This window comes from Streptomyces sp. NPDC059743, assembly GCF_042732975.1.
Classification (GTDB): Bacteria; Actinomycetota; Actinomycetes; order Streptomycetales; family Streptomycetaceae; genus Streptomyces.
This window is the reverse complement of the sequence record NZ_JBHWGS010000017.1, coordinates 1-20,286: the sequence shown is the minus strand read 5'-3', so window position 1 is coordinate 20,286 and position 20,286 is coordinate 1. Positions and strand designations below refer to the sequence as shown.

Sequence of the window (20,286 nt, the reverse complement as noted above, 5' to 3'; positions counted from 1 at the left end):
GGACGCTGAACGGTCGGTTCACGGGAAGGGATGGGGCGCCGGGTTGAAGTCCTGCGGCGTCAGGTCGCGGTCGCGCAGTCCCGCCTCGCGCAGGGCGGTGCGCAGCCGGGGCATGGTGCGGGCGCGCTGCCGGGACCAGCCGAAGTCGATCGGCAGGAGTCCGGGGACGAGCACACTGACGGTGTGCAGTCCCAGCGCCCGCTGCTCGGGCATGGTCTGGTCCACGACCACCACGTCGAAGCCGGCCGCGGTCACCGCGTCGACGCAGCGGCGCAGATCCTCACAGAGGTCCGTGGAGGCCGAGGCGCCGGACGGATCGGGCCAGCGCAGATCGGCGACGGCGCGCGGGACTTCCGGCGCGCCAGGGCGCTGCGCGCCGTGCCCGGCCAGGAGGAAGTCCGCGTACCGGCCCATCTCCGGTACGCCGTAGACCAGCGGATGGTCGTGCAGGGCCGTCACCCGGTCGAAGTCCTCGGCCATGGCGCGCAGCCGCGGCTCGTCGCGCTCGGTGCGGCCCTGGAGATTGACCGCGTCGGTGGCGATCTCGCAGAGCGCCGAGTCGAGCGCGGACTCGGGATCGAGCCCGGCGCCCGCGCCGAAGCACATCCGGCCGGGGCCGCCGTCGAAGCGTTCCGCGACGGCGGTGACCACCGGGACCGGGAAGCTGATCCGGGTGTCGAAGAACCGGGCCCGGTAGCCGTACATCGCCAGCCGGTCGACCATGTGCCTGGTCGAGGCGCGGGTGCTGGTGGCCGGGTCGATCTCGGGCAGCGGCTGCTGTCCGTACCAGGTCAGGAGGAAGGCGTCGCGCTCGATGACCTCCATCAGACCGAAGTAGATCGCCTCTTCCAGACATCCGCCGGAGGCACAGCCGTTGGAGCTCTCCTGGACGAATCTGTTCTCCAGGCCGGGCGCGTGATAGTACGTCAGCACCTCGGGCACCAGTCGCGGCTTGTCGTCACGCAGGGAGTGGCCCCAGACCCAGGGAATCTCACGGTCGGACGCGAACGGCCGGACCCGTGGATTGTCCCGGTAGAACTCCGGTGCGTACAGGCCGACTTCACGAGGATCGACGGCATCGGCGCCGAACTCGTCCAGCGTTCCCACGACACTGGTGATCCGGGAGCGCGCCCGCATTCCGGCGTACCGCTCCATGCCTTCGAGCACGCCGATCCGGTTGCTGTGGCCGAACGAGTCCGCGTGGCCGCCCCAGAAAGTCTCGCGCAGATACTCGCCGGAGCGCATCGAGAAGCAGCCGATGGTCGCCGAGGTGGAGGTGGAGGAGACGTCATGGACCACGGAGGGACCGAGCGCGCCGCACACCGGATTGGCGAACGCGGCCACATCGATGGCGTACGACTCGATGGGACGCACCCGGAAGGTGCCCGCGCGGTGTTTGGGCGCGGGCCGCAGGGTGATCCGGGCGTCCTCGGCGGTGTCGGTACGAGGTGTGGCGCAGCGCGGGCACTCCGGATCCGGGACCAGCGGATAGTGCCGGACCGTGAGAGTCCGCAGGTCCACGAGCCGGATCTCGGGGAACGGCCCATCGGACACCGGTGGTTGGTCCCGCAGGGCGGTGAGGAGCGCGGCGACGGCGTCCGCCGTGAACGGAGTGGCGTAGGGCCACTCGCCCGCCGCTCTGGTCCCGCCGCCCAGTTCCAGGGCGTCGCGGAGCGCGACCGACCGTACGGCCTGCCAGCGGCGGGCCAGACAGCGCGAGCAGGGCCCGCTGGAGGCGCCGTGGCTGGTGCCGTCGCCAGTGCCGTCGCCGGTGCTGGCGCTGCCCGGCAGCGGTCCGACGATGGCATGCCCGCCGTACAGCTGCACGGGAACGGCCGGCTCCGTGGAAACCGGGCGAGCGGCCTCCTGGCCACTCGTCCGCGTGACCGTCCGGACGGTGTCGCCGGCGCCCTCGGTGTCCTCTGCGTCCTCGGTGTCCTCTGCGTCCTCGGTGTCCCCGACGGTGAACGCGTCTCCGATGCCGAGCGCGCTGATCGCCGCCTCGGGTCCGCCGAGCCGGTCCAGAGCGCGTCCCAGCAGGTCCGCCAGGCGCAGGCCCGCGCGATCGGCCGGATCGGCGAGACCGGCCGGGCGCGTGGCGAGTGTGCTAGGCGCCACGGGATTCCTCCGTCGTGAGCAGCACCCGGGCCGTCCGGATCCCGGCGGCGGCCAGATCGGCGGAGCCGGTCGGCACCACCAGGGCGTCGCGGCCGGCCGCCCGGAGCCGGTCGAGCACCTCGGACCAGGAGATGGCGTCCCGGTCCGCGGCGGCGGGCAGGCCGTCGGCGTCGGTGGCGTCGAGAGTCACCGCGTCGAGGTCGCGCAGCAGCGGATCGCCGGTGTCGAACAGCGCCGCCGAGTCGTCGCGGCCGAGCTGTACGGTGCCGAGCAGATCGCATACGGCTGCGACGGCGGCGCTCCGCCAGCCGGTCTCGCTGCCGATGGCCCAGCCGCCCGCTCCCCGGGCGAGCAGGACATGCACTCCGGAGCGCTCGCTCTCGCCCAGGTCGAGCAGTTCCAGTTCGACATCGAGGACGGCAGCGGACCTGATGAGGAAGGTGAGTTCGGCGTCGGCGTCCGGGCCTTCGCCGAGCGTCTTGAGCGGTATCCGGCTCACCGGTCCGCCGCGCAGCGCCCGGGTGAGCGCGTCATGGGCGAGGGCGGAGAGCAGTCCGTCGGCCGCGGCGTCCGCAGCCGAGGCTCCGGCGCCGGTTCCGGCGCGAGTCGGCTCGAACAGCCGGTCGGCGTTGTGGAGGCCAAAGGTCCGCACGGCCGCTGCGGGTACGAGGAGTTGCTCCTCGGTCAGCAGCGAGGTGGCGAGAGTCCACGCGCTCACCGGCTCATCGGTGGCCGCGGTCGCGCCCGCGGTCGTCAGCGCCACGGGCTCCACGGCGCGTATCTCCGCGCGTACCGCCGCAAGCCGGTCACCGGTCAGTACGCCCGCCGTGGGCACGACATGCTCGGCGTAGACCTCGGCAGCCGCGTTCAGCGCCCGCAGCCGGGCTCCTGCGACATGGTGGACGTCGAAGGCGGCGACCCGGCGCGCGGCGCCGTGGCCGGTGCCGAACTCGACGACGGTGGCCTTGAGCGGAATCTGGGTGAGCGGCTCGTCGGCGAACCGGCTGAAGACACCGGCCCGTGGCCGGACCAGCACCGAGCGGCGGTTCAACTCCTCCACCAGGGCGTCGGCGTCCCGGGCCGTGGCGAGCGTCGGCATCGGCAGCGTGTCGCTCCCGGCCGTGGTGAGATCAACGGCAGCTGTCGCATCAACGGCCGCTGTCGATACGGCACTTCCCTCGGCCCGACCGTCAGCGCCTCCGTCGGCGCCGGCGCAGAAGGGACAACGCGGGTGCGGCAACAGCGGTTCGGCGGACACATCGAGCGACTTCATGTCCTGCACGATCAGTTGGCCCGCAGTCTCGGCCGGCAGCGCGCCGGTGGTGATCCGGAAGATCTCGTAGCCGAGCAGATTGCCGATCATGGCCGCCAGCGGACGGCTCGGAAGGTCACCGGCCGGTATGGTACCGGGCAGCGCCAGCGCGCTCCAGATGTCGGCGGCGGCAGCGGCCTCGTCGTGGGAGCCGATACGCAGCGCGGCACACGCCCAGCAGCTCGTGGCCCCGGCCGTCATCAGCGGTCCCACCACCGAGTGATGGCCGTAGGACCAGGCCGGCAGCAGCGTACGGCCCTCGGGAACGCCCGCGCGCAGCAGCGGGAACAGCCGCCCGGGCGCCTCCGGTCCGCCGGTCACCACGACGATGTCGTACGCGTCGAGGTCCGGCCAGCCCAGAGGCCGTCCGGGATCGTCCGCGCCGAGGTCGAGAAGGCTCACCGGGCAGCCGTCGTCCGCCGCTTCCCGTGCCTCGCTCTCGATGATCTCCCTGGCCTCGCCGGCGAGTCCGGGCCGTACACCGATGGTGGCGCAGCCGTTGCGGATCAGGCTGAGCACACACCAGCGGGCGACGAGATCGTCGCCGAGGACGGCCACCCGTGCGGTGGCGAACCGCCGGAATCTGACCTCGGCATCGTCCGAGTAGTGGTCGACATAGGCGATCTGCGGGGCATAACGCCGGGCCACATCGGGCGGTGTGTCCACCACCTCGGTCCCGGCCGGCGGCACCGCGCGGGCGAAGTCCCGTTCGTACAGGCTCTTCACCAGCTCGCCGACCATGGCGCGCTGCTGGTCGCCGAGGCCCTGGCAGATGTCGGCGACCGAGTGCTCGCCGGTGAGATGCGGGACGATCAGTGTGGCGAAGCGGTAGGCGGACCGGGCGGTGAGCTGGAACCCGCCGTCGGCGTTGTGGAACAGCACTCCGTCCGCCGTCTCTGTGAACAGGACGTCCCGGCGGATACGCGGACGGGTCGTGGCGACGGCTTCATAGGTTGAGCCCATGTGGATGACACCCCTGGATACGTGGCGTGGTCAAGGTGGCCGGATCGTGCGAGTTCGGGCATGGCCCGTCAGTGGGGCGCTGTGGCCGTCTGGTTCCGGTTCCATTCGCGCGCCTGCCGACGCGCGTAGATTTTCAGCAGTTGATGGATGCGGTAAGGGCCGGGAGGCCCTTCTTCGAGCAGTCCGGCGTCGGCGAGACGCTCCAGCGCCTCCTCCGCCTCCGCGGAGTCGCCGAGCACTCCTGAGGAGAGCAACAGCCCCTCCTGATCGCCGAGTTGGCGGAAGGCCTGCTGCCAGCGCGGCTCCAGCCGGTGCAGGGCCCGGCCGAACACATGCGGTACGGACATCCTCGGGTCGTCGGCGAGGGAGAGCCTGGCCGGCAGATCCTCGGCCAGCCAGGCCACACAGTCCTCGATGCGCAGCCCGGGACGGGTGAGCAGCCGGGCGGCGGCGATCCGCAGACTGAGCGGGAAGTGACCGCAGACACGGGCCAGTTCGCGGGCGGCGGCGGGCTCGGCACGTACCCGGTCCGGGCCGAGGGCGGCGGCCAGCAGCTCCTGGGACTCCTCGGGATCCAGTGTGGAGAGCCGGTGGACCGTGCCGCCGTGGGTGGCCACGAGTCCGGCCAGTCCGCGTCTGCTGGTGACGACCGCCGCGCCGCCGGCCGCGGCCGGGAGCAGCGGACGTACCTGGTCGGCGGTGGTGACATCGTCCAGGACGATCAGTGTCCGTCCGGCGGCGGTGCCGGGCGCCGGGAGGTCCGCCATCGCCTCGGCCGGAGTGACGGACGATCCGTCGGAACGGGTCATGGTGAGGACGAACACGCCGCCCGGGAAGCTGTCCTGGCAGTCATGGGCGCTCTGGAGCGCCAGCGCCGTCTTGCCGATTCCCGGGGCTCCGGAGAGAACCACGACGGTGGCGGAGGTTCCGGAGGTGAGGCTCGCGTTGATCGCCGCCCGCTCGGCGGCCCGGCCGGTGAAGGACGGCACGGGCGGTACGGGCAGCGGGACCGGCGCGGAAGGTGTTACGGGAGCGGGAGCCGGGCCGGGAGCCGGCGCGGGAGCCGCGGCGAGCGCCGGCCGCGCTGTGCCCGCCGTGAGGGCCACCGCCGTACGGCCGGGGAGCGGCACCGTCCGGTCGACGGACAGGGGGCCGAGGTCGTCGCCGCGGAGTATGGCCAGTTCGAGCCGCTGGAGTCCCGGGCCGGGATCGATGCCCAGCTCTTCCTTCATCCTGCCCTTCACGGAGCGGTACTCGGTGAGGGCCTCCGACTGCCGGCCGGTGCGGTAGAGCGCTTCGATGAGCTGTTCGGAGAAACGCTCGCGCCCGGGATGTCTGCGCGCCGCCTCCCATACGTCGACCAGTACCTGGCGACATCGGCCCAGCGCGAGTTCGATGTCACAGGCCCGTTCGAGCGCGCGCAGCCGCTCCTCGGTCAGGCCGGGCACCTCGTCGCGGTGGAGCATCGGGGACGGCACATTCGCCAGCAGCGGGCCCTGCCAGAGGACGAGCGCCTCCTTGAGCCGGTACAGCTCGCTCTCCGCGTCGCCCAGACCGTCCGCCGCCCGTACCAGGGTGCGGAAGCGCACCAGATCGAGTGTGTCGGCGTCGGCGTTCATCCGGTAGCCACCGGGCACGGCCTCGATGGCGCTGCCCGTGACACCGTATTTGGTGAAAAGCCGGCGCAGCCGGAGGACACAGCTCTGGAGTGCGGCCCTGGCGGTGGCCGGCTGGTCCTCGTCCCACAGGGCGCGCAGCAGATAACCGGTCGAAACAACGGATCCGGGATGAATGAGCAGAGCTGCCAGCAGGCTGGCCGGTTTGGACGGTTTGAGGACAACAGCGTCCTGGCCCTCGGCAATGCTCAAAGGACCCAAAAGCTGGAAACGCACGCGACTCCCGCCCCCCGAATCAGCACTCGGGTCCGCGGCGCGCGATAGTGCCGGAGATTGGGCACATCACATCGCCGGGACATCGCCGACATCGCAGGACAGAGATTTTTCGCAATTTTCTTTGGTACAGACCTCTATCAGGCCCCACTATTTCCATCTCCCCCGTAACGGCGCGATACACCCGGCCGCCTGCCCATTTGCGCCATGTCGATCTTCACCGTCGCACAGAAGGCAGCCGAAAGTCTTTAACTGTGCTTTACCAATAGATGAATGAAGTGTCGAGCTGACACCTGTCGGGTTTCAACAATACGGGCGCCAAGAACTTGTTGGGCATCCTAGTAAGTCGATCAGGGAAAGTCGACCCTTGCCGGGATTCGCATTCTCGGGCTGCTGGCCAATAAGCGGAAAGGCGCTTGAATGAGTGTGAATGGACCGGCACGTGACGGGCTGCGCCGCTCGCACCGCTCTGCCCGAAGTTGACCGGAACCGTAGCCGGAAGCCGAAAAGGTCCCGCGGAGAGCGCTCCCTCCACAGGACCTTTCGAACCGCCACGGTACGGACGTACCGCTACGGACGGCCGTACCACTACCGGCCTTTACTCGTCCGCAGGGTGGTGCTCCGTCTTCGCCAGAACGACCGTGACACCGCGCGAGCGCAGCGCCTCCACGGTCACCGGATCCGCGCCGTCGTCGGTCACCAGCGTCCACTCCGGTCTGAGCGGCGTCCAGGCGTGGAAGGGACGGCGGCCCAGCTTCGCCGCGTGCGCCAGGACGTACACCCGGTCGGCGCGGCGCGCCATCAGCTCCTTGAGACGTGTCTGCCGCAGATCGGCCTCGCAGATACCGTGTTCGGGCGAGACACCGTCCGTACCGAGGAAGAGCCGGTCGAACGTCAGCCGCTCCAGGGCCGCTTCGGTCAGCGGTCCCACGAAGCCCTGGCTGAGCGGGCGCAGCGTACCGCCCAGACACTCGACCTGGACCGTCTCGACATCGGCCAGCTCCTGAAGGGCCGTCAGACCCGTGGTCGCCACGGTCACATCCTTCGCCGTGCGCAGTTCATGCGCGAGCGCGCCGACGGTCGAGCCCGCGTCCAGCAGCAGCGATTCGCCCGGCCGTACCTCCGCCGCCGCCCAGCGCGCGATGGCCCGCTTGGCCTCGAACGCCTCGCCCGTACGCTGCCGCAGCGAGGCCTCGGGATGGGCGGCCAGCGCCATCGCACCGCCGTAAGTGCGGGCGAGCCGGCCGTCGGTGGTCAGTTTCGCGAGATCGCGGCGGATGGTGGACGCCGTGACACCGAGGAGCTGGGAGAGTTCCTCGACGCTGGCGAGCCCGGTCGTGGTGGCGAGATGGACGATACGGTCGCGCCGGGCGTTCGATCCGATCGCTGACATCAGTCTTCTGTCCTCTGGTGCGGGCGAACCGGCGGTCAACGGGCCGGAGTGGTCGACATCTCGGCGGCCTGGCGCAGCGCTTCGACCATGCTACCGGCCTCGGCCCTGCCGGTACCCGCGATGTCGAAGGCGGTGCCGTGGTCGACGGAGGTACGGATGACGGGCAGGCCGACGGTGAGATTGACGCCCGCCTCGATGCCCATGACCTTGACGGGACCGTGGCCCTGGTCGTGGTACATGGCCACGATCAGGTCGTAGTCACCGCGCGAGGCGAGGAAGAACGCGGTGTCGGCGGGCAGCGGTCCGACGGCGTCGATACCGTCGGCGCGCAGGATCTCCACCGCCGGGACGATCTTCTCCTCCTCCTCGCCGTAGCCGAACAGGCCGTTCTCGCCCGCGTGCGGATTGATTCCGCAGACGCCGATGACCGGGTTCGGGACACCGGCGCGCACCATCGCCTCGTGGCCGCGGCGCACGGTCCGTTCGACCAGCCCGGGTTCGATCTTGTTCACGGCGTCGATCAGACCGATGTGCGTGGTGACATGGATGACCTTCACCTGGGGCGTGGACAGCATCATCGACACTTCCTCGACTCCCGTGAGGCTGGCGAGGAGTTCGGTGTGTCCGGGATAGGGATGGCCGCCCGCGTGCAGGGCCTCCTTGTTGAGCGGCGCGGTGCAGATGCCCTGCACCTCGCCGCGCAGGGCGAGTTCGGCGGCGACCCGTACGTACTGGTACGCCGCGTCGCCCGCGACGGCGGACAGCCGGCCCCAGGGCAGATCGGCGGGGAGCAGCCCGAGGTCGATGACATGGATACGGCCGGGTGCGGGCGTGGCCTCCGCCGGGCTGTCGACGGAGACGATCTCGCAGGTGATGCCGAGGATCGCGGCGGCCTGGCGCAGCCGCTCCGCGTCGCCGATGACGACGGGACGGCAGCGGCGGACGGTGTCGGCGTGGAGCAGCGCCGGGACGATCACCTCGGGGCCGATGCCGGCGCCGTCGCCCATGGTGACCGCGATGATCGGGAGCGGCCGGCCGGTGGTGTCGGTCTGCTCCGCGGGGGCGGTCGTCGGGGCTGCGTTCACAGGACTTCTCCTTGCGGTACGGATGGGACGGGTACGGATGCGGATACCGGCGCCGGTACGGGCACGGGTGCGACCGGCGGGCCGGATGGTACGGCCGGTGCGAACGGGTGGTGCGGCCGGAGCGCCCGTGCGATCCGCAGCAGTGAGCCGGTGTCGCCGTAACTGCCGGGCCGGGTGACGACCGACCGGCCGTCGGGTGTGCGGCTGTGCACGGCTCCATGGTGGATCTGTCCCACGGGCAGAAGCTGGCTGACACCGAGCGCGTCCAGAACGCGCCGCGCGGTCTCGCCTCCGGTGAGGACCAGATCGGCGGGATACGGCACGGTGGCGACGCTGCGCGCGAGGCCGGCCACCACATGGCGGGCCGAACCGGGCCGGATTCCCTCGGAGTTGTCGACGCTCACCACGGTGAGGGCGTCCTCGGGTCCGACGGCGAGCGGGACGGGCGCGCCGGAACGTGTGAGGAACTCCACCGGCAGCGCGAGATGGCGTGCTCCGGCGGCGGTCAGTTGCGCGATCTGCGCAACGGCGCCGGGCTCGGCGGTGCCCACGACGACAAGCAGCGGGCGGGCCACCTCGGACGCGCGCGCGGGCACGGGCCCGGCGCCGGATGACGGTCCGTGCGCCACTTCTGACGGAAGCTCAGAGGGCTCAGGGGACTCAAGGAACTCACCCGACGACTTCGGCGGTCCGTCCGCTCCGGCGAGTGCGCGCCCGAGGGCGGCGGCGAATCCGCCGGTTCCCATGAGCCGGGCACCGGGACCGAGTCGGAGCGCCGCGGCGGCGATCGCGTCCAGATCGCCGTCCGCCTCGGAGTCGCAGACCGGAGTGAGCCCCGCCGCCATGAGGGCGCGAAGCTGTGCGGTGAGGTCGCCGAGGGACGAGCGTACGGCGGCGAGCGGAACGACGGCCGTCGGTATACCGCCGAGCGCCTCGGCCACCGAACGCGGTACGGGCCGCGTCTCCGCGCGCCAGGCGTCCGTCTCGTGCAGCGGCCGTCCGTGCAGGTGGACGATGCCGTCGCGGACGGTACGCCCGGCCACCGGCAGCGCGGGCGCGAACACGAGTCCGTCGGCGCCCTCCGCGTAGGCGGCGGTCTCGGCGGCGAGATTGCCGCGCAGCAGGGAGTCCGTCTTCTTGATCAGTACGGTGCCGGCCGCGGCCGTCCGTACCGCCTCACGGACGATCCGCGCGGCCTCGCCCGCGTCCCGCTGCCGGGTGTCGAGATCGACGATCAGTACCCGGCCGGCGTCCGGAGGCGGTACGGCGCCGGGCCCGAGGACGATCCAGGCGGGCAGACGCAGCGCCGCCGCCGTCTCGGCCGCGCCGGACAGATCGTCCGCGAGGGCGAGCACCGGGCAGGGCGCGCGTCCGTTGCGGGGCGTGAGGAACACGGATACCTCCTCCGGGCGGCCCGGGGCGGGCTGCCTCGGTGCCTGATGATGGCACACGCTGCGCGAAATGCGCGAGACCTCTTGCGCGAAATGCGCAACCGTGCCACCTTGTGCGGCGCGACACCTGTTGGTCCCGGACAGACCGGACACGTTCCGGCCGACCGGACATGTTCCGACCGAACCGGTCATATTCCGGCCGGACCGGACGTGTGCCGGCCGGACCGATCCTCTCCGGCCGGACCGGTACACCCGCAGCCGAGCCGGTCGCCTCCCAGAACCCGAGAAGGTCGACGATGACCCCTACTCCTCAGAGCGCTCCGCCGGACGCTCCGCCGCGTGAGCCACTCAGCCGCCGGACCCTGCTGCGCTGGGGCGCCGTCGGCGGCGCGGGCCTGGCCGTCGGCCCGCTGGCCGCCTGCGCCGGACCGACCGGGGCTCCCGGCCCCGGCACCCTCACCCTGGGACTGAACCGCTCCCTGGTGAGCCTCGACAACAAGCTCAACCAGTTCGACGCCGCGGTCACCGTGCAGCGCGCGGTACGGCAGGCACTCACCCGTATCGGTCCCGGTATGAAACCGCGGCTCGTCCTCGCCGACCGGTTCGAGATGGCCGAGCCCACGGCCTGGACGGTGCGGCTGCGCGAGGGCCTGCGCTACTCCGACGGCAGTCCCGTCACCGTCGAGGACGTCGCCACGGCCCTGCGGATGTACGGACAGGTCAACGGTTCCTTTCTGCTCGGTCTCTTCCCGGAACTGCCCACCGTGGAGAAAACGGGCGCCCGGACCTTTCTGCTGCACACCGAGAAGCCCGTACCGGTGCTGGACCGGCTGATGGCCAACATCCACATCACACCGGCCGCCGCCAACAAGCCCGAGGAGCTGCAGAGCGGTCTGGGCTCGGGCCCGTACCGCGTGCTGCGCGCGAACTCCGGCGCCGGTGAGTACACGCTCGGCCGCAATCCCCGGTACTGGGGACCGCGTCCGCGGATCGACACCGTGCGCGTGCGGTTCGTACCGGAGGAGTCCAGCCGGGTCGTCGCGCTGCGCAGCGGCGAGGTCGATGTGGTCGACACCCTGACACCCGACTCCGCCGAACAGCTCACCGGGCTGCCGGGCGTCCAGGTCGAGGAGACCTCGGGCGTCCGTATGTGCCAGCTCTTCTACAACTTCCGCAAGCCGCAGGGACATCCGCTGGCCGATCCCCGCGTGCGGCGCGCGCTGACCTATGCGATCGACGGCGAGGCCCTGGTCAACGATGTACTGAACGGCTCGGCCGAGGAGGCCGGCGGTGTGGTGCCGCTCGCCCTCGAAGGCGCCGTACGGACCGGCTCGTACACCTACGATCCGGCCAAGGCGCGCCGGCTCCTGACCTCCCTGGGCGCCACGGACCTCCGGATCAAGGTGATCTGGGAGACCGGCGAGTTCGCCGCCGACACCTCCGTCATGGAGGCCGTGCTCGACATGCTGAAGGCCGTCGGCGTACGCGCCACGCTCCAGCAGTTCGAGCCCGGCGGCGACATCCTCACCTGGCGCCAGGGCCGGGCCGGCGACTGGGACGTCATCGGCAACGGTTACGGCAGCCCGACCGGCCAGGCCCTCACCACGCTCCAGGGCATGTACGGAGGGACGGCCGCGAAGGAACGCACCCGCGACGCCTTCATGGGCTATGTCGTACCGCGGGTGGAACAGCAGCTCAGGGCCGCCGCCACCGAGGTGGACGACACCGAGCGCGCCAGAAAGCTGGCCGTGGTGCAGCACGCCATCTGGGAGACCTGGCCCAGCCTCTGGGCCTTTGCCTCCAAGACGCTGCTCGCCCGCAGAAGCCGGGTGCAGGGACTGTCCCTGCTGCCGATCAACTCCTACGACCTGTCCGCCGTGCGGCTGGAGGGCTGAGCCGTGCCGAAGTATCTCGCCCGCCGGCTCGGCCAGAGCCTGCTCACCGTCTTCCTCACCCTGACCACCGTCTTCCTACTGGTACGGCTCGCTCCCGGCGATCCCGCCGCCGCGTACGCGGGTCCCACCGCCACGACCGCCGATCTCGCGGAGATCCGCAAGCAGTTCGGACTGGATCAGCCACTTCTCACGCAGTACGGCATCTTCCTGCGCGATCTGCTCACCGGGAATCTCGGCACCAGCTACTCCTTCCACTCCCCGGCCCTCGATGTGGTCCTGGACCGGATGCCGTACACCATCACCCTGGCCGTCTCCGCGATCACGGTCACAGCCGTCGTCGCCGTACCGCTCGGCGTATGGATGGCGCGCCGCGCCGACTCCAAGCGGGAGCTCGGCGCCAATGTGCTCACCATCGCCGGGCAGTCCATGCCGGACTTCTGGACCGGTGTGATGCTGCTGACCGTCTTCGCCGTGCTGCTGCCGGTGCTGCCGGCCTCCGGCTTCACCTCCTGGAGCGGGCTGGTCCTGCCGACGGTCACCGTCGCCGTGCTGCAACTGGCGCTGATCTCCCGGCTGGTACGGCGTGAGATGACCACCGCGCTGAGTTCGCCGTACATCACCGTGGCCCGCTCCCGTGGCTTCTCCGAGCGCGCGCTGACCTGGCGGTACGCGCTCGCCAACTCGGGAGTGCCGCTGATCACCGCCATCGGCACCCGGTTCGCCGCCCTGCTCAACGGAGTGGTCGTGGTCGAGGTCGTCTTCGGCTGGCCCGGCGTCGGCTCACTCGTCGTCCGCGCCCTGGAGACCCGGGACTATCCGCTCATCCAGGCCACCGTGCTGGTCACCGCGACCCTCGCGATCCTCGTCCAACTCCTTGTCGACCTGGCCTACCCGCTGCTCGATCCGCGGGTACGTCTCGGAAAGGCGGCCTGAGCCATGACCACCGCCCTGCGTACCGCCGCCTCCTCGGGCGACTCCTCCGGTGCCTCCTCTTCCGGCGGCAGGCCGAGCGCGGTCACCGCGCGCGATCTCGCCCGTGCCACCGCGATCCGGCAGCGGCGCGGCGCCCGTCTCAAGCTGTGGGCGGGAACCGTCTGTACCGCCCTTGTCGTCCTGCCGGTCGCCCTGGCGACCGTACTGCCGCTGCCCGGCGCCGACGCACAGGATCTCTCGAAGCGCCGGCTGCCGCCGCTCAGCGACGGGCATCTGCTCGGCACGGACCAGCTCGGCCGCGATCTGCTCTCCCGTGTTCTGCACGGCGGCCAGGTGTCCCTGACCGTCGGCATTCTCGCGGTGCTCGTCTCCGGAGTGATCGGGATCGCGGCGGGCGCGGCGGCCGGATTCTTCGGCGGCTGGGTCGACACCGTCGTCTCACGGCTGCTGGAGGCCCAGCTCGCGCTGCCTCTGCTGATGATGCTGCTGCTCGTGGTCGCCCTGTTCGGGCCCTCCGTCACCGTCATCACCTGTGTGATCGCGGTCGCCCAGTGGCCGGAGGTGGCACGGCTCACCCGCTCTCTCGTCCTGGTGGAGCGCGAGAAACCGTATGTCGCCGCCGCCCGCGTCCTCGGACTGCGCGGCTGGTCGGTCCTCGGCCGCCATGTCATTCCCAATGTCGTCCGCCCGGCGAGCCTGGTCGTCCTGCTGCTGCTCGCCCAGGCGGTGCTGCTGGAGAGCGCGCTGAGCTTCCTCGGCGCGGGCCCGCAGCGGCCGTTCGCCACCTGGGGCCGGATCATCTCCGACGGCCAGGACTACATCACCACCTCGTGGTGGCTGGTCACCGTGCCGGGACTGGTCATCGCCCTGCTGGTGGTCGGCGTCAATCTGATCGGCGACGGTCTGCGCGACCGTACGCGTACGACGAAACCGCCGCGCGGAGCGCGCGCACCCCGTGTCCGGAAGGGAGCCTGAGCCATGACCACGGATGTTCCGCTGCTGGACGTCGAGGACCTCCAGATCGAACTCATCACCGCGCACGGAGTGGTCCGCGCCGTCGACGGCGTGAGCTTCACGGTGGGCGCGGGCGAGACCGTGACGCTCATCGGCGAATCGGGATCCGGCAAGTCCACCACCGCCATGGGTGTGCTGCGGCTGCTGCCGGAAGGGCTCGCGGTGCTGTCGGGCTCCGTACGGATCGCGGGCCGGGACATCGTCGCCGATCCGCGCGCCGCCCGTGAACTGCGCGGGCGGATCGTGTCGCTGATCCCGCAGGATCCGATGACGGCGCTCAGCCCGGTGCACACCATCGGCCGTCAGCTCGGCGACGCGCTGCGGCTGCGGCATCCCGGACTGTCGCGCGCCGAGGCCAGGGAGAAGGGTACGGATCTGCTGGCCCAGGTCCGTATCCCCCGGCCGGAGACCCGCTGGAAGGCGTATCCGCACCAGTTCTCGGGCGGGATGCTGCAACGCATCCTCATCGCCGCCGCGCTCGCCGCCGGGCCACGGCTGCTGATCGCCGACGAGCCGACGTCCGCGCTGGACGCCACCGTGCAGGCCGGTGTTCTCGATCTGCTGATGGAGCTACAGGAACAGGAGGGCATCGGGATGCTCATGATCACCCATGATCTGGGGGTGGCCCGGGTCGTCTCCGACCGTATCCATGTGATGAAGGAGGGCCGTTTCGTGGAGTCGGGCCCCGCGGAACGGATCGTGGAGCGGCCGGCCGAGCCGTACACCCGTGCGCTGCTGGCCGCCGTGCCGAGGCTCGGTGCCTGGGACGAGGACGAGACCGCCCTGACCATGACCGCACCGCGAGGAGCGGCGGGATGACCGGCGGCGCGGAGAACACTCCGCGGAACGATGCGACGGCCGCCCCGGCGCATGACTCGGTGGCTGAGCCACCGTTTCTGAGCGTCGAGGATCTGGTGGTCGAGTACCCCACCGCCCAGGGCCCGTTCCGGGCCGTCGACCGGGTGAGTTTCCAGCTTCCGCGCGGCGGTTCGCTCGCCGTCGTGGGCGAGTCGGGATGCGGCAAGTCCACGCTCGCCCGTGCCCTCGTACGGCTGCTGAAGCCCACCTCGGGCCGGATCGTCCTCGACGGCACGGATATCGCCACACTGCCCGAGCGACGGCTGCGCCCGCTGCGGCGGCGGGTCCAGATGGTCTTCCAGGACCCGTACGGTTCACTGGACCCGCATCTGACCGCCCAGCAGATCGTGGCCGAGCCACTGCGCCTCTCGGGCGTCGGTGACCGGGCGGAACGCGCGCGGCGCGCGGCGGAGCTGCTCGACCGGGTCGGGCTGCCGTCGTCGGCCCTGCACCGCCGGCCGCCCGAGTTCTCCGGCGGGCAGCGCCAGCGGATCGGTATCGCCCGTGCGCTGGCGTCCCGTCCCGATGTGCTGGTGTGCGACGAGGCGACCTCCGCCCTCGATGTCTCCGTACAGGCCCAGGTGCTGGATCTGCTGCGGGAGCTCCAGGCCGAGACGGGTATCGCCTATCTGGTCATCGCCCACAACCTCGGGGTGGTCAGGGAGATCAGCACCGATGTGGTGGTGATGCACGCCGGCCGGGTCGTCGAGACCGGGCCGACCGCCGCCGTACTGGCCGCACCGGCCGAGCCGTACACGCGGGCGCTGCGCCGCGCGGCTCTCGATCCCACCGCGATCCGCGGCGTGAAGCCACGGCATCTGCTCACCACCGCCGCACCGGAAGGCGCTCGCCCGTGATCACCGGCATCGATCTGCCGTCCCTGCCCGTCCCGCTGTCGCGCCTCGTCCTCGGCACCATGACGTTCGGCGACACCGTCGACCGGGCGGGCGCCGCCGCCATGGTGGACACGGCGCTGGACGCGGGCATCACCGGTATCGACACGGCGAACGGTTACGCGGGCGGTGAGAGCGAGCGCATCCTCGCGGAGCTGCTGCCTGGCCGCCGCGACCGGATCGTACTGGCCACCAAGGCCGGTATCCCGCATCCGGACCAGGGCGGACACGCTCCGCTGTCGGCGGCCGGGATGCGGGCCGCGCTGGAGGGCAGCCTGAAGCGGCTCGGCACCGACCATGTCGATCTCTTCTATCTGCACCAGCCTGACCGTGCCACTCCGCTCGCCGAAACTCTCTCCGCCGTCGCCGCGTTCCTGGCCGAGGGCAAGATCCTCGCCCTCGGTGTCTCCAACCACGCCGCCTGGCAGATCGCCGAACTCGTCCGCGTCGCCGGGGAGACGGACGCGCCCAGGCCCGTCCTCGCCCAGCAGCTCCACAATCTGCTGGCCCGCCGGCTGGAGGAGGAGTACGTCGAGTACGCGGCCGTCACCGGACTGCGCACCATGGTCTACAACCCGCTCGGCGGCGGTCTTCTGACGGGCCGTCACACCTTTGAACAGACTCCGGGATCGGGCCGGTTCGGCGATTCGCGGCTGGCCGCGATGTACCGAGAGCGGTACTGGGACGAGCGGCTGTTCGCCGCGGTCGGCGAGCTCACCGCAATCGCGCGCGAGGCGGGCATCCCTCTCACGGATCTGGCGCTGCGCTGGCTGCTCGGCCTGCCCTCGACGGACGCGCTGCTCCTCGGCGGTTCGCGGACCGAGCATCTCCGGGCCAATATCGCCGCCGCCCAGGCCGGTCCGCTGCCGGCCGAGGTGACCACGGCGTGCGACGAGGTCGGCGCACGGCTGCGCGGCCCGATGCCCGCGTACAACCGCTGAGTCCTCGTCCGCCGTCTCCGTCCCTGTCACGATGACACCGGCTGCCCCGGCCACACCGTGATACCGAGTGATATTTCCTCCACCGCTCCGAAGGAGCCCTTCATGACCCGAGACCAGTCCGGCACGCCCGCCGCCTTCGCCACCGCGCTGCGCGCCCGGGAACGGCTCATCGGCTACTGGTCCGTCCTCGACTCGCCGGTCTCCACCGAGCGGATCGCGCGTCTCGGCTACGACTATGTGGCCCTGGACGCCCAGCACGGTCTGATCGCGTACACCGGGGTGCTCGCGTCCCTCACCGCCATCGACACCAAGGGGAGCACCGCCGTCGGACTGGTGCGGGTCGAGGCCAATGACGCGGGGCCGATCGGCCGCGCGCTCGACGCGGGAGCGGCCGGTGTGATCGTGCCGCTCGTCGACACGGCGCAGGACGCTGCCGACGCGGTGGCGGCCGTCCGCTATCCGCCGCTCGGGCACCGCTCGTACGGCCCGATGCGCTCGGCCCTGCGGATCGGTCCCGACCCGGCGCAGGCGCACGCGCAGACGGTCGTACTGGCGATGATCGAGACGGCGGACGGTCTGGCCAATGTGGCGGAGATCTGTGCCACCGAGGGCCTCGACGGTATCTATGTCGGCCCGTCCGATCTGCGTCTGGGCATCGGCGGAGCCACCACGAGCGATCCCGCGGTCGGAGAGCGGTTCGAGGCGGCGCTGGTGACGATCCGGGAGGCGGCGGCCGACGCCGGTATCGCGGCGGGCATCCACACTCCGGACGGCTCGATCGCCGCCAGGCGGCTGGCGGAGGGCTTCACCTTCGCCACCGTCTCCAGCGATCTGGTCCATCTGGAGCAGGCCGCGGGCCGTCATCTCGCCACCGCACGCGGTGCCGGTGAGGCCCAGTGAGTACGGCTCCTTCCGACACCGGATCCGGGCTACGGGCCGCCGACGGTGTGCTGCGCCCGCACGCTTCGCAGCCGGGCCGCGCCGAGGCGCATCTGACCGCGCCCGCCGTGCAGAACCACGCCGCGAATCTGACGGTCCTGCCCGGTGGCGATCTGGGCTGTGTCTGGTTCGGCGGTACGCAGGAGGGCGTGGCGGACATCTCCGTCTGGTTCTCCCGGCTGGCCCCGGGCTCCGGCACCTGGTCCGCGCCGGTCCGGCTCTCGGACGACGCCGCCTGCTCCGAGCAGAATCCCGTCCTGTTCCCTGCCCCGTCCGGCGAGCTGTGGCTGCTGCACACCGCGCAGCGCGCCGGTCACCAGGACACGGCCGAGGTACGGCTGCGGGTGAGCGAGGACAACGGCGTGAGCTGGGGCCCTTCCCGTGTGCTGTTCCCGGCGACCGCCTCGGGCGGTGTCTATGTCCGGCAGCCGGTGGCGGTCCTGCCGTCGGGACGGCTGCTGCTGCCCGTGTTCCGCTGTGTGACGGTGCCGGGAAAGCGGTGGTCGGGCGGCGAGGACACCAGCGCGGTGATGGTCAGCGACGACGAAGGGCGGAGCTGGCGGGAGCGTCCGGTGCCCGGCTCCACAGGTCTGGTCCATATGAACATCCGTCCGCTGCCCGACGGTTCGCTGCTCGCACTCTTCCGCAGCCGCCGCGCGGACTCCGTATACCGCTGTACGTCGGACGACGGAGGCGAGACCTGGACGGTGCCGGAGCCGCTGGATCTGCCCAACAACAACTCGTCCCTCCAGTGTGTCTCCCTGGCCGACGGCCGTCTCGCCCTGGTGCACAACCACAGCAGCGCCGCCGATGCCACCGAGCGCCGTGTGTCGCTGTACGACGAGATCGACGACGAGGGCCTCGACAGCGGCAACGAGACGAGCCACCCGGCCCCGGACAGCGGACCGGCCCTGGACGGCGGCGCGTTCTGGGGTGCCCCGCGCGCGCCGCTCACGCTCTCGGTGTCGTCGGACGGCGGTCTGAGCTGGCCGGTCCGCCATGATCTGGAGACCGGCGACGGCTACTGCCTCACCAACAACTCCCGCGACGGCCTCAACCGTGAACTGTCGTACCCGTCCGTGGCCCTGTCCGGGGACGGCACGCTGCACATCGCCTTCACCCACCACCGACGCACCATCAAGTATCTGCGTCTGAGCCCCACTTGGGCCGACCGGGAGCTGTCCGAGGCGTGAGCGTACTTCTGATGTGATTTCCCGGAAAGCATTATTTCAAGGGCACGCGCTGCGTAATGTCGGGTTCCTCGCGCCCGCCCTGTTGTGCGGCGCCTTCCCCGAACAGGATGTATACCGTCATGCCCCGTGCCCGCACAGCCGGCGCTGCCGCCGCTCTCGCGGCGGCAGCCGCCACCCTGATGATGTTTCCCGGACAGGCGCAGGCCGCCGGATCCGTGCACATCACCAAGATCTGGTACGACTCCCCCGGCTCGGACAAGCGGACCAATGCCAGCCTGAACGGCGAGTGGGTCCAGATCAAGAACACCACCGCCAAGTCGGTGAGCCTCAAGGGCTGGAAGCTCACCGACGCCTCCCGGCACGCGTACACATTCAAGACGTTCACGCTCAAGGCCGGGAAGACCGTCACCGTGAAGACGGGCAAGGGCACCAACACCGGTGCGACGGTTTTCCAGCAGCGCGCCGCCTACGTCTGGAACAACGACAAGGACAAGGCCACCCTGACCCGGTCCTCGGGAGCGGTGCACGACACCTGCTCGTACAACTCCACGCGCGCCGACTACAAGAACTGCTGACCGTCCGGTCCGGAAACTACTCCGAAAGCGGCCGGGACACCGCGGCGGGGAATACCGTCGCGGTGTCCTCCGCTGGCACCCGTATGAGCACTCTTGGACTGATCGGCAGTGGACACATCGGTGGCACCCTGGCGCGGCTGGCGGTCGCCGCGGATCTCGACGTGGTCCTCAGCAACTCCCGGGGCCCGGAGACCCTGGCCGGCCTGGTGGCCGAGCTGGGCCCGCGGGCGCGGGCCGCGACACCCTCCGAGGCGGCAGAGGCTGGCGACTGGGTCGTGGTCACCGTCCCGCTGAAGCACTACCGCCAGGTGCCGGTGGCACCGCTGGCGGGAAAGGTGGTCCTCGACACGAACAACTACTATCCCGAGCGCGACGGGCGGTTCCCTGAGCTGGACGCGGAGAAGACCACCGTCAGCGGTCTGCTCCAGGAGCACCTTCCGGAGTCGAAGGTCGTCAAGGCGTTCAACAACATCTTCTTCAAGCATCTCGCCTCGCTGGCACGGCCCACGGGCGCGTCCGACCGCACGGCCCTGCCGATCGCGGGTGACGACGAGGAGGCGAAGGCCTCCGCCGCACGGCTGCTCGACCTCCTCGGCTATGACATCGTGGACGTGGGCCCGCTCACGGAGAGCTGGCGCTTCGAGCGCGACACTCCGGTCTACGGCTTGCCGTACGGACAGAATCTGCGGGAACACGGCGACGACCTCGACGTCCCGGCGGCGAGCGCGGACGCGGAGACGATCCGCACGGCCCTGGCCGCGGCCAAGCGCTAGTGCCGCGACCGGCAATGTTTGCCCGCCGAGGAGCGGCGTCCGGTGCGTGTGATCGCAAGGCGGCCGGAAGCCCTTGTAGCGGAGCTACCTGGGGTTTTGGCCAACGCGGCGAGCGCGCGTG

Annotated in this window: 16 protein-coding genes; 10 read left to right on the top strand and 6 right to left on the bottom strand. The window is 71.0% G+C overall.

Annotated elements, in window-relative coordinates; translation table 11 throughout:
* Window positions 1-18 precede the first annotated feature (18 nt).
* From ACFV6H_RS27880 to ACFV6H_RS27855, 6 genes are all read right to left on the bottom strand, one after another.
* Entirely contained in the window at window positions 19-2,118 is a 2,100-nt protein-coding gene (locus tag ACFV6H_RS27880) for a TOMM precursor leader peptide-binding protein (protein ID WP_385547304.1), read from the bottom strand.
* Window positions 2,108-4,393, bottom strand: a complete 2,286-nt coding sequence (locus ACFV6H_RS27875; protein WP_385547301.1) for a TOMM precursor leader peptide-binding protein — start codon at window positions 4,391-4,393, stop codon at window positions 2,108-2,110. The genes ACFV6H_RS27880 and ACFV6H_RS27875 overlap by 11 nt, the downstream gene beginning before the upstream one ends.
* Window positions 4,394-4,461: 68 nt before the next feature.
* A complete protein-coding gene (locus tag ACFV6H_RS27870) occupies window positions 4,462-6,285 on the bottom strand; it encodes a BTAD domain-containing putative transcriptional regulator (RefSeq protein ID WP_385547299.1) in 1,824 nt (607 codons plus the stop codon).
* Between the two features lie 595 nt (window positions 6,286-6,880).
* Entirely contained in the window at window positions 6,881-7,675 is a 795-nt protein-coding gene (locus ACFV6H_RS27865) for a DeoR/GlpR family DNA-binding transcription regulator (RefSeq protein WP_385547296.1), read from the bottom strand.
* 35 nt (window positions 7,676-7,710) lie between these two features.
* The gene (gene pdxA / locus ACFV6H_RS27860; RefSeq protein ID WP_385547294.1) at window positions 7,711-8,760 is read right to left on the bottom strand and encodes a 4-hydroxythreonine-4-phosphate dehydrogenase PdxA; all 1,050 of its coding nucleotides are present in this window, start codon (window positions 8,758-8,760) and stop codon (window positions 7,711-7,713) included.
* On the bottom strand, window positions 8,757-10,154 hold the full coding sequence (locus ACFV6H_RS27855; protein WP_385547291.1) for a four-carbon acid sugar kinase family protein: 1,398 nt from the start codon (window positions 10,152-10,154) through the stop codon (window positions 8,757-8,759). The genes pdxA and ACFV6H_RS27855 overlap by 4 nt, the downstream gene beginning before the upstream one ends.
* Before the next feature lie 293 nt (window positions 10,155-10,447).
* On the opposite strand from ACFV6H_RS27855, the gene ACFV6H_RS27850 reads away from it, so the two are divergent.
* The 10 genes from ACFV6H_RS27850 (at window position 10,448) to ACFV6H_RS27805 (ending at window position 20,165) form a co-directional block, all read left to right on the top strand.
* A complete protein-coding gene (locus tag ACFV6H_RS27850; RefSeq protein WP_385547288.1) occupies window positions 10,448-12,046 on the top strand; it encodes an ABC transporter substrate-binding protein in 1,599 nt (532 codons plus the stop codon).
* Between the two features lie 3 nt (window positions 12,047-12,049).
* Window positions 12,050-12,979, top strand: coding sequence for an ABC transporter permease (locus ACFV6H_RS27845; protein ID WP_384984872.1), 930 nt, complete (start codon window positions 12,050-12,052; stop codon window positions 12,977-12,979).
* A gap of 3 nt (window positions 12,980-12,982) precedes the next feature.
* Entirely contained in the window at window positions 12,983-13,954 is a 972-nt protein-coding gene (locus tag ACFV6H_RS27840; RefSeq protein ID WP_384984875.1) for an ABC transporter permease, read from the top strand.
* A 3-nt stretch (window positions 13,955-13,957) separates the two neighbouring features.
* The gene (locus ACFV6H_RS27835) at window positions 13,958-14,812 is read left to right on the top strand and encodes an ABC transporter ATP-binding protein (protein WP_384984878.1); all 855 of its coding nucleotides are present in this window, start codon (window positions 13,958-13,960) and stop codon (window positions 14,810-14,812) included.
* A gap of 59 nt (window positions 14,813-14,871) precedes the next feature.
* On the top strand, window positions 14,872-15,708 hold the full coding sequence (locus tag ACFV6H_RS27830) for an ATP-binding cassette domain-containing protein (protein ID WP_385547283.1): 837 nt from the start codon (window positions 14,872-14,874) through the stop codon (window positions 15,706-15,708).
* The gene (locus ACFV6H_RS27825) at window positions 15,705-16,685 is read left to right on the top strand and encodes an aldo/keto reductase (protein WP_385547280.1); all 981 of its coding nucleotides are present in this window, start codon (window positions 15,705-15,707) and stop codon (window positions 16,683-16,685) included. Before ACFV6H_RS27830 ends, ACFV6H_RS27825 begins: the two co-directional genes overlap by 4 nt.
* Before the next feature lie 102 nt (window positions 16,686-16,787).
* Window positions 16,788-17,585, top strand: a complete 798-nt coding sequence (locus tag ACFV6H_RS27820; RefSeq protein ID WP_385547277.1) for an HpcH/HpaI aldolase/citrate lyase family protein — start codon at window positions 16,788-16,790, stop codon at window positions 17,583-17,585.
* Window positions 17,582-18,817 carry an exo-alpha-sialidase gene (locus ACFV6H_RS27815; protein ID WP_385547274.1) on the top strand — a complete coding sequence of 412 codons (1,236 nt, stop codon included), beginning with the start codon at window positions 17,582-17,584 and terminating at the stop codon, window positions 18,815-18,817. Before ACFV6H_RS27820 ends, ACFV6H_RS27815 begins: the two co-directional genes overlap by 4 nt.
* Before the next feature lie 119 nt (window positions 18,818-18,936).
* The gene (locus tag ACFV6H_RS27810; RefSeq protein WP_384984892.1) at window positions 18,937-19,392 is read left to right on the top strand and encodes a lamin tail domain-containing protein; all 456 of its coding nucleotides are present in this window, start codon (window positions 18,937-18,939) and stop codon (window positions 19,390-19,392) included.
* An 83-nt stretch (window positions 19,393-19,475) separates the two neighbouring features.
* Window positions 19,476-20,165 (top strand): NADPH-dependent F420 reductase, encoded by a 690-nt coding sequence (locus ACFV6H_RS27805; RefSeq protein ID WP_385547271.1) that lies wholly within the window; start codon window positions 19,476-19,478, stop codon window positions 20,163-20,165.
* Window positions 20,166-20,286: the final 121 nt, after the last annotated feature.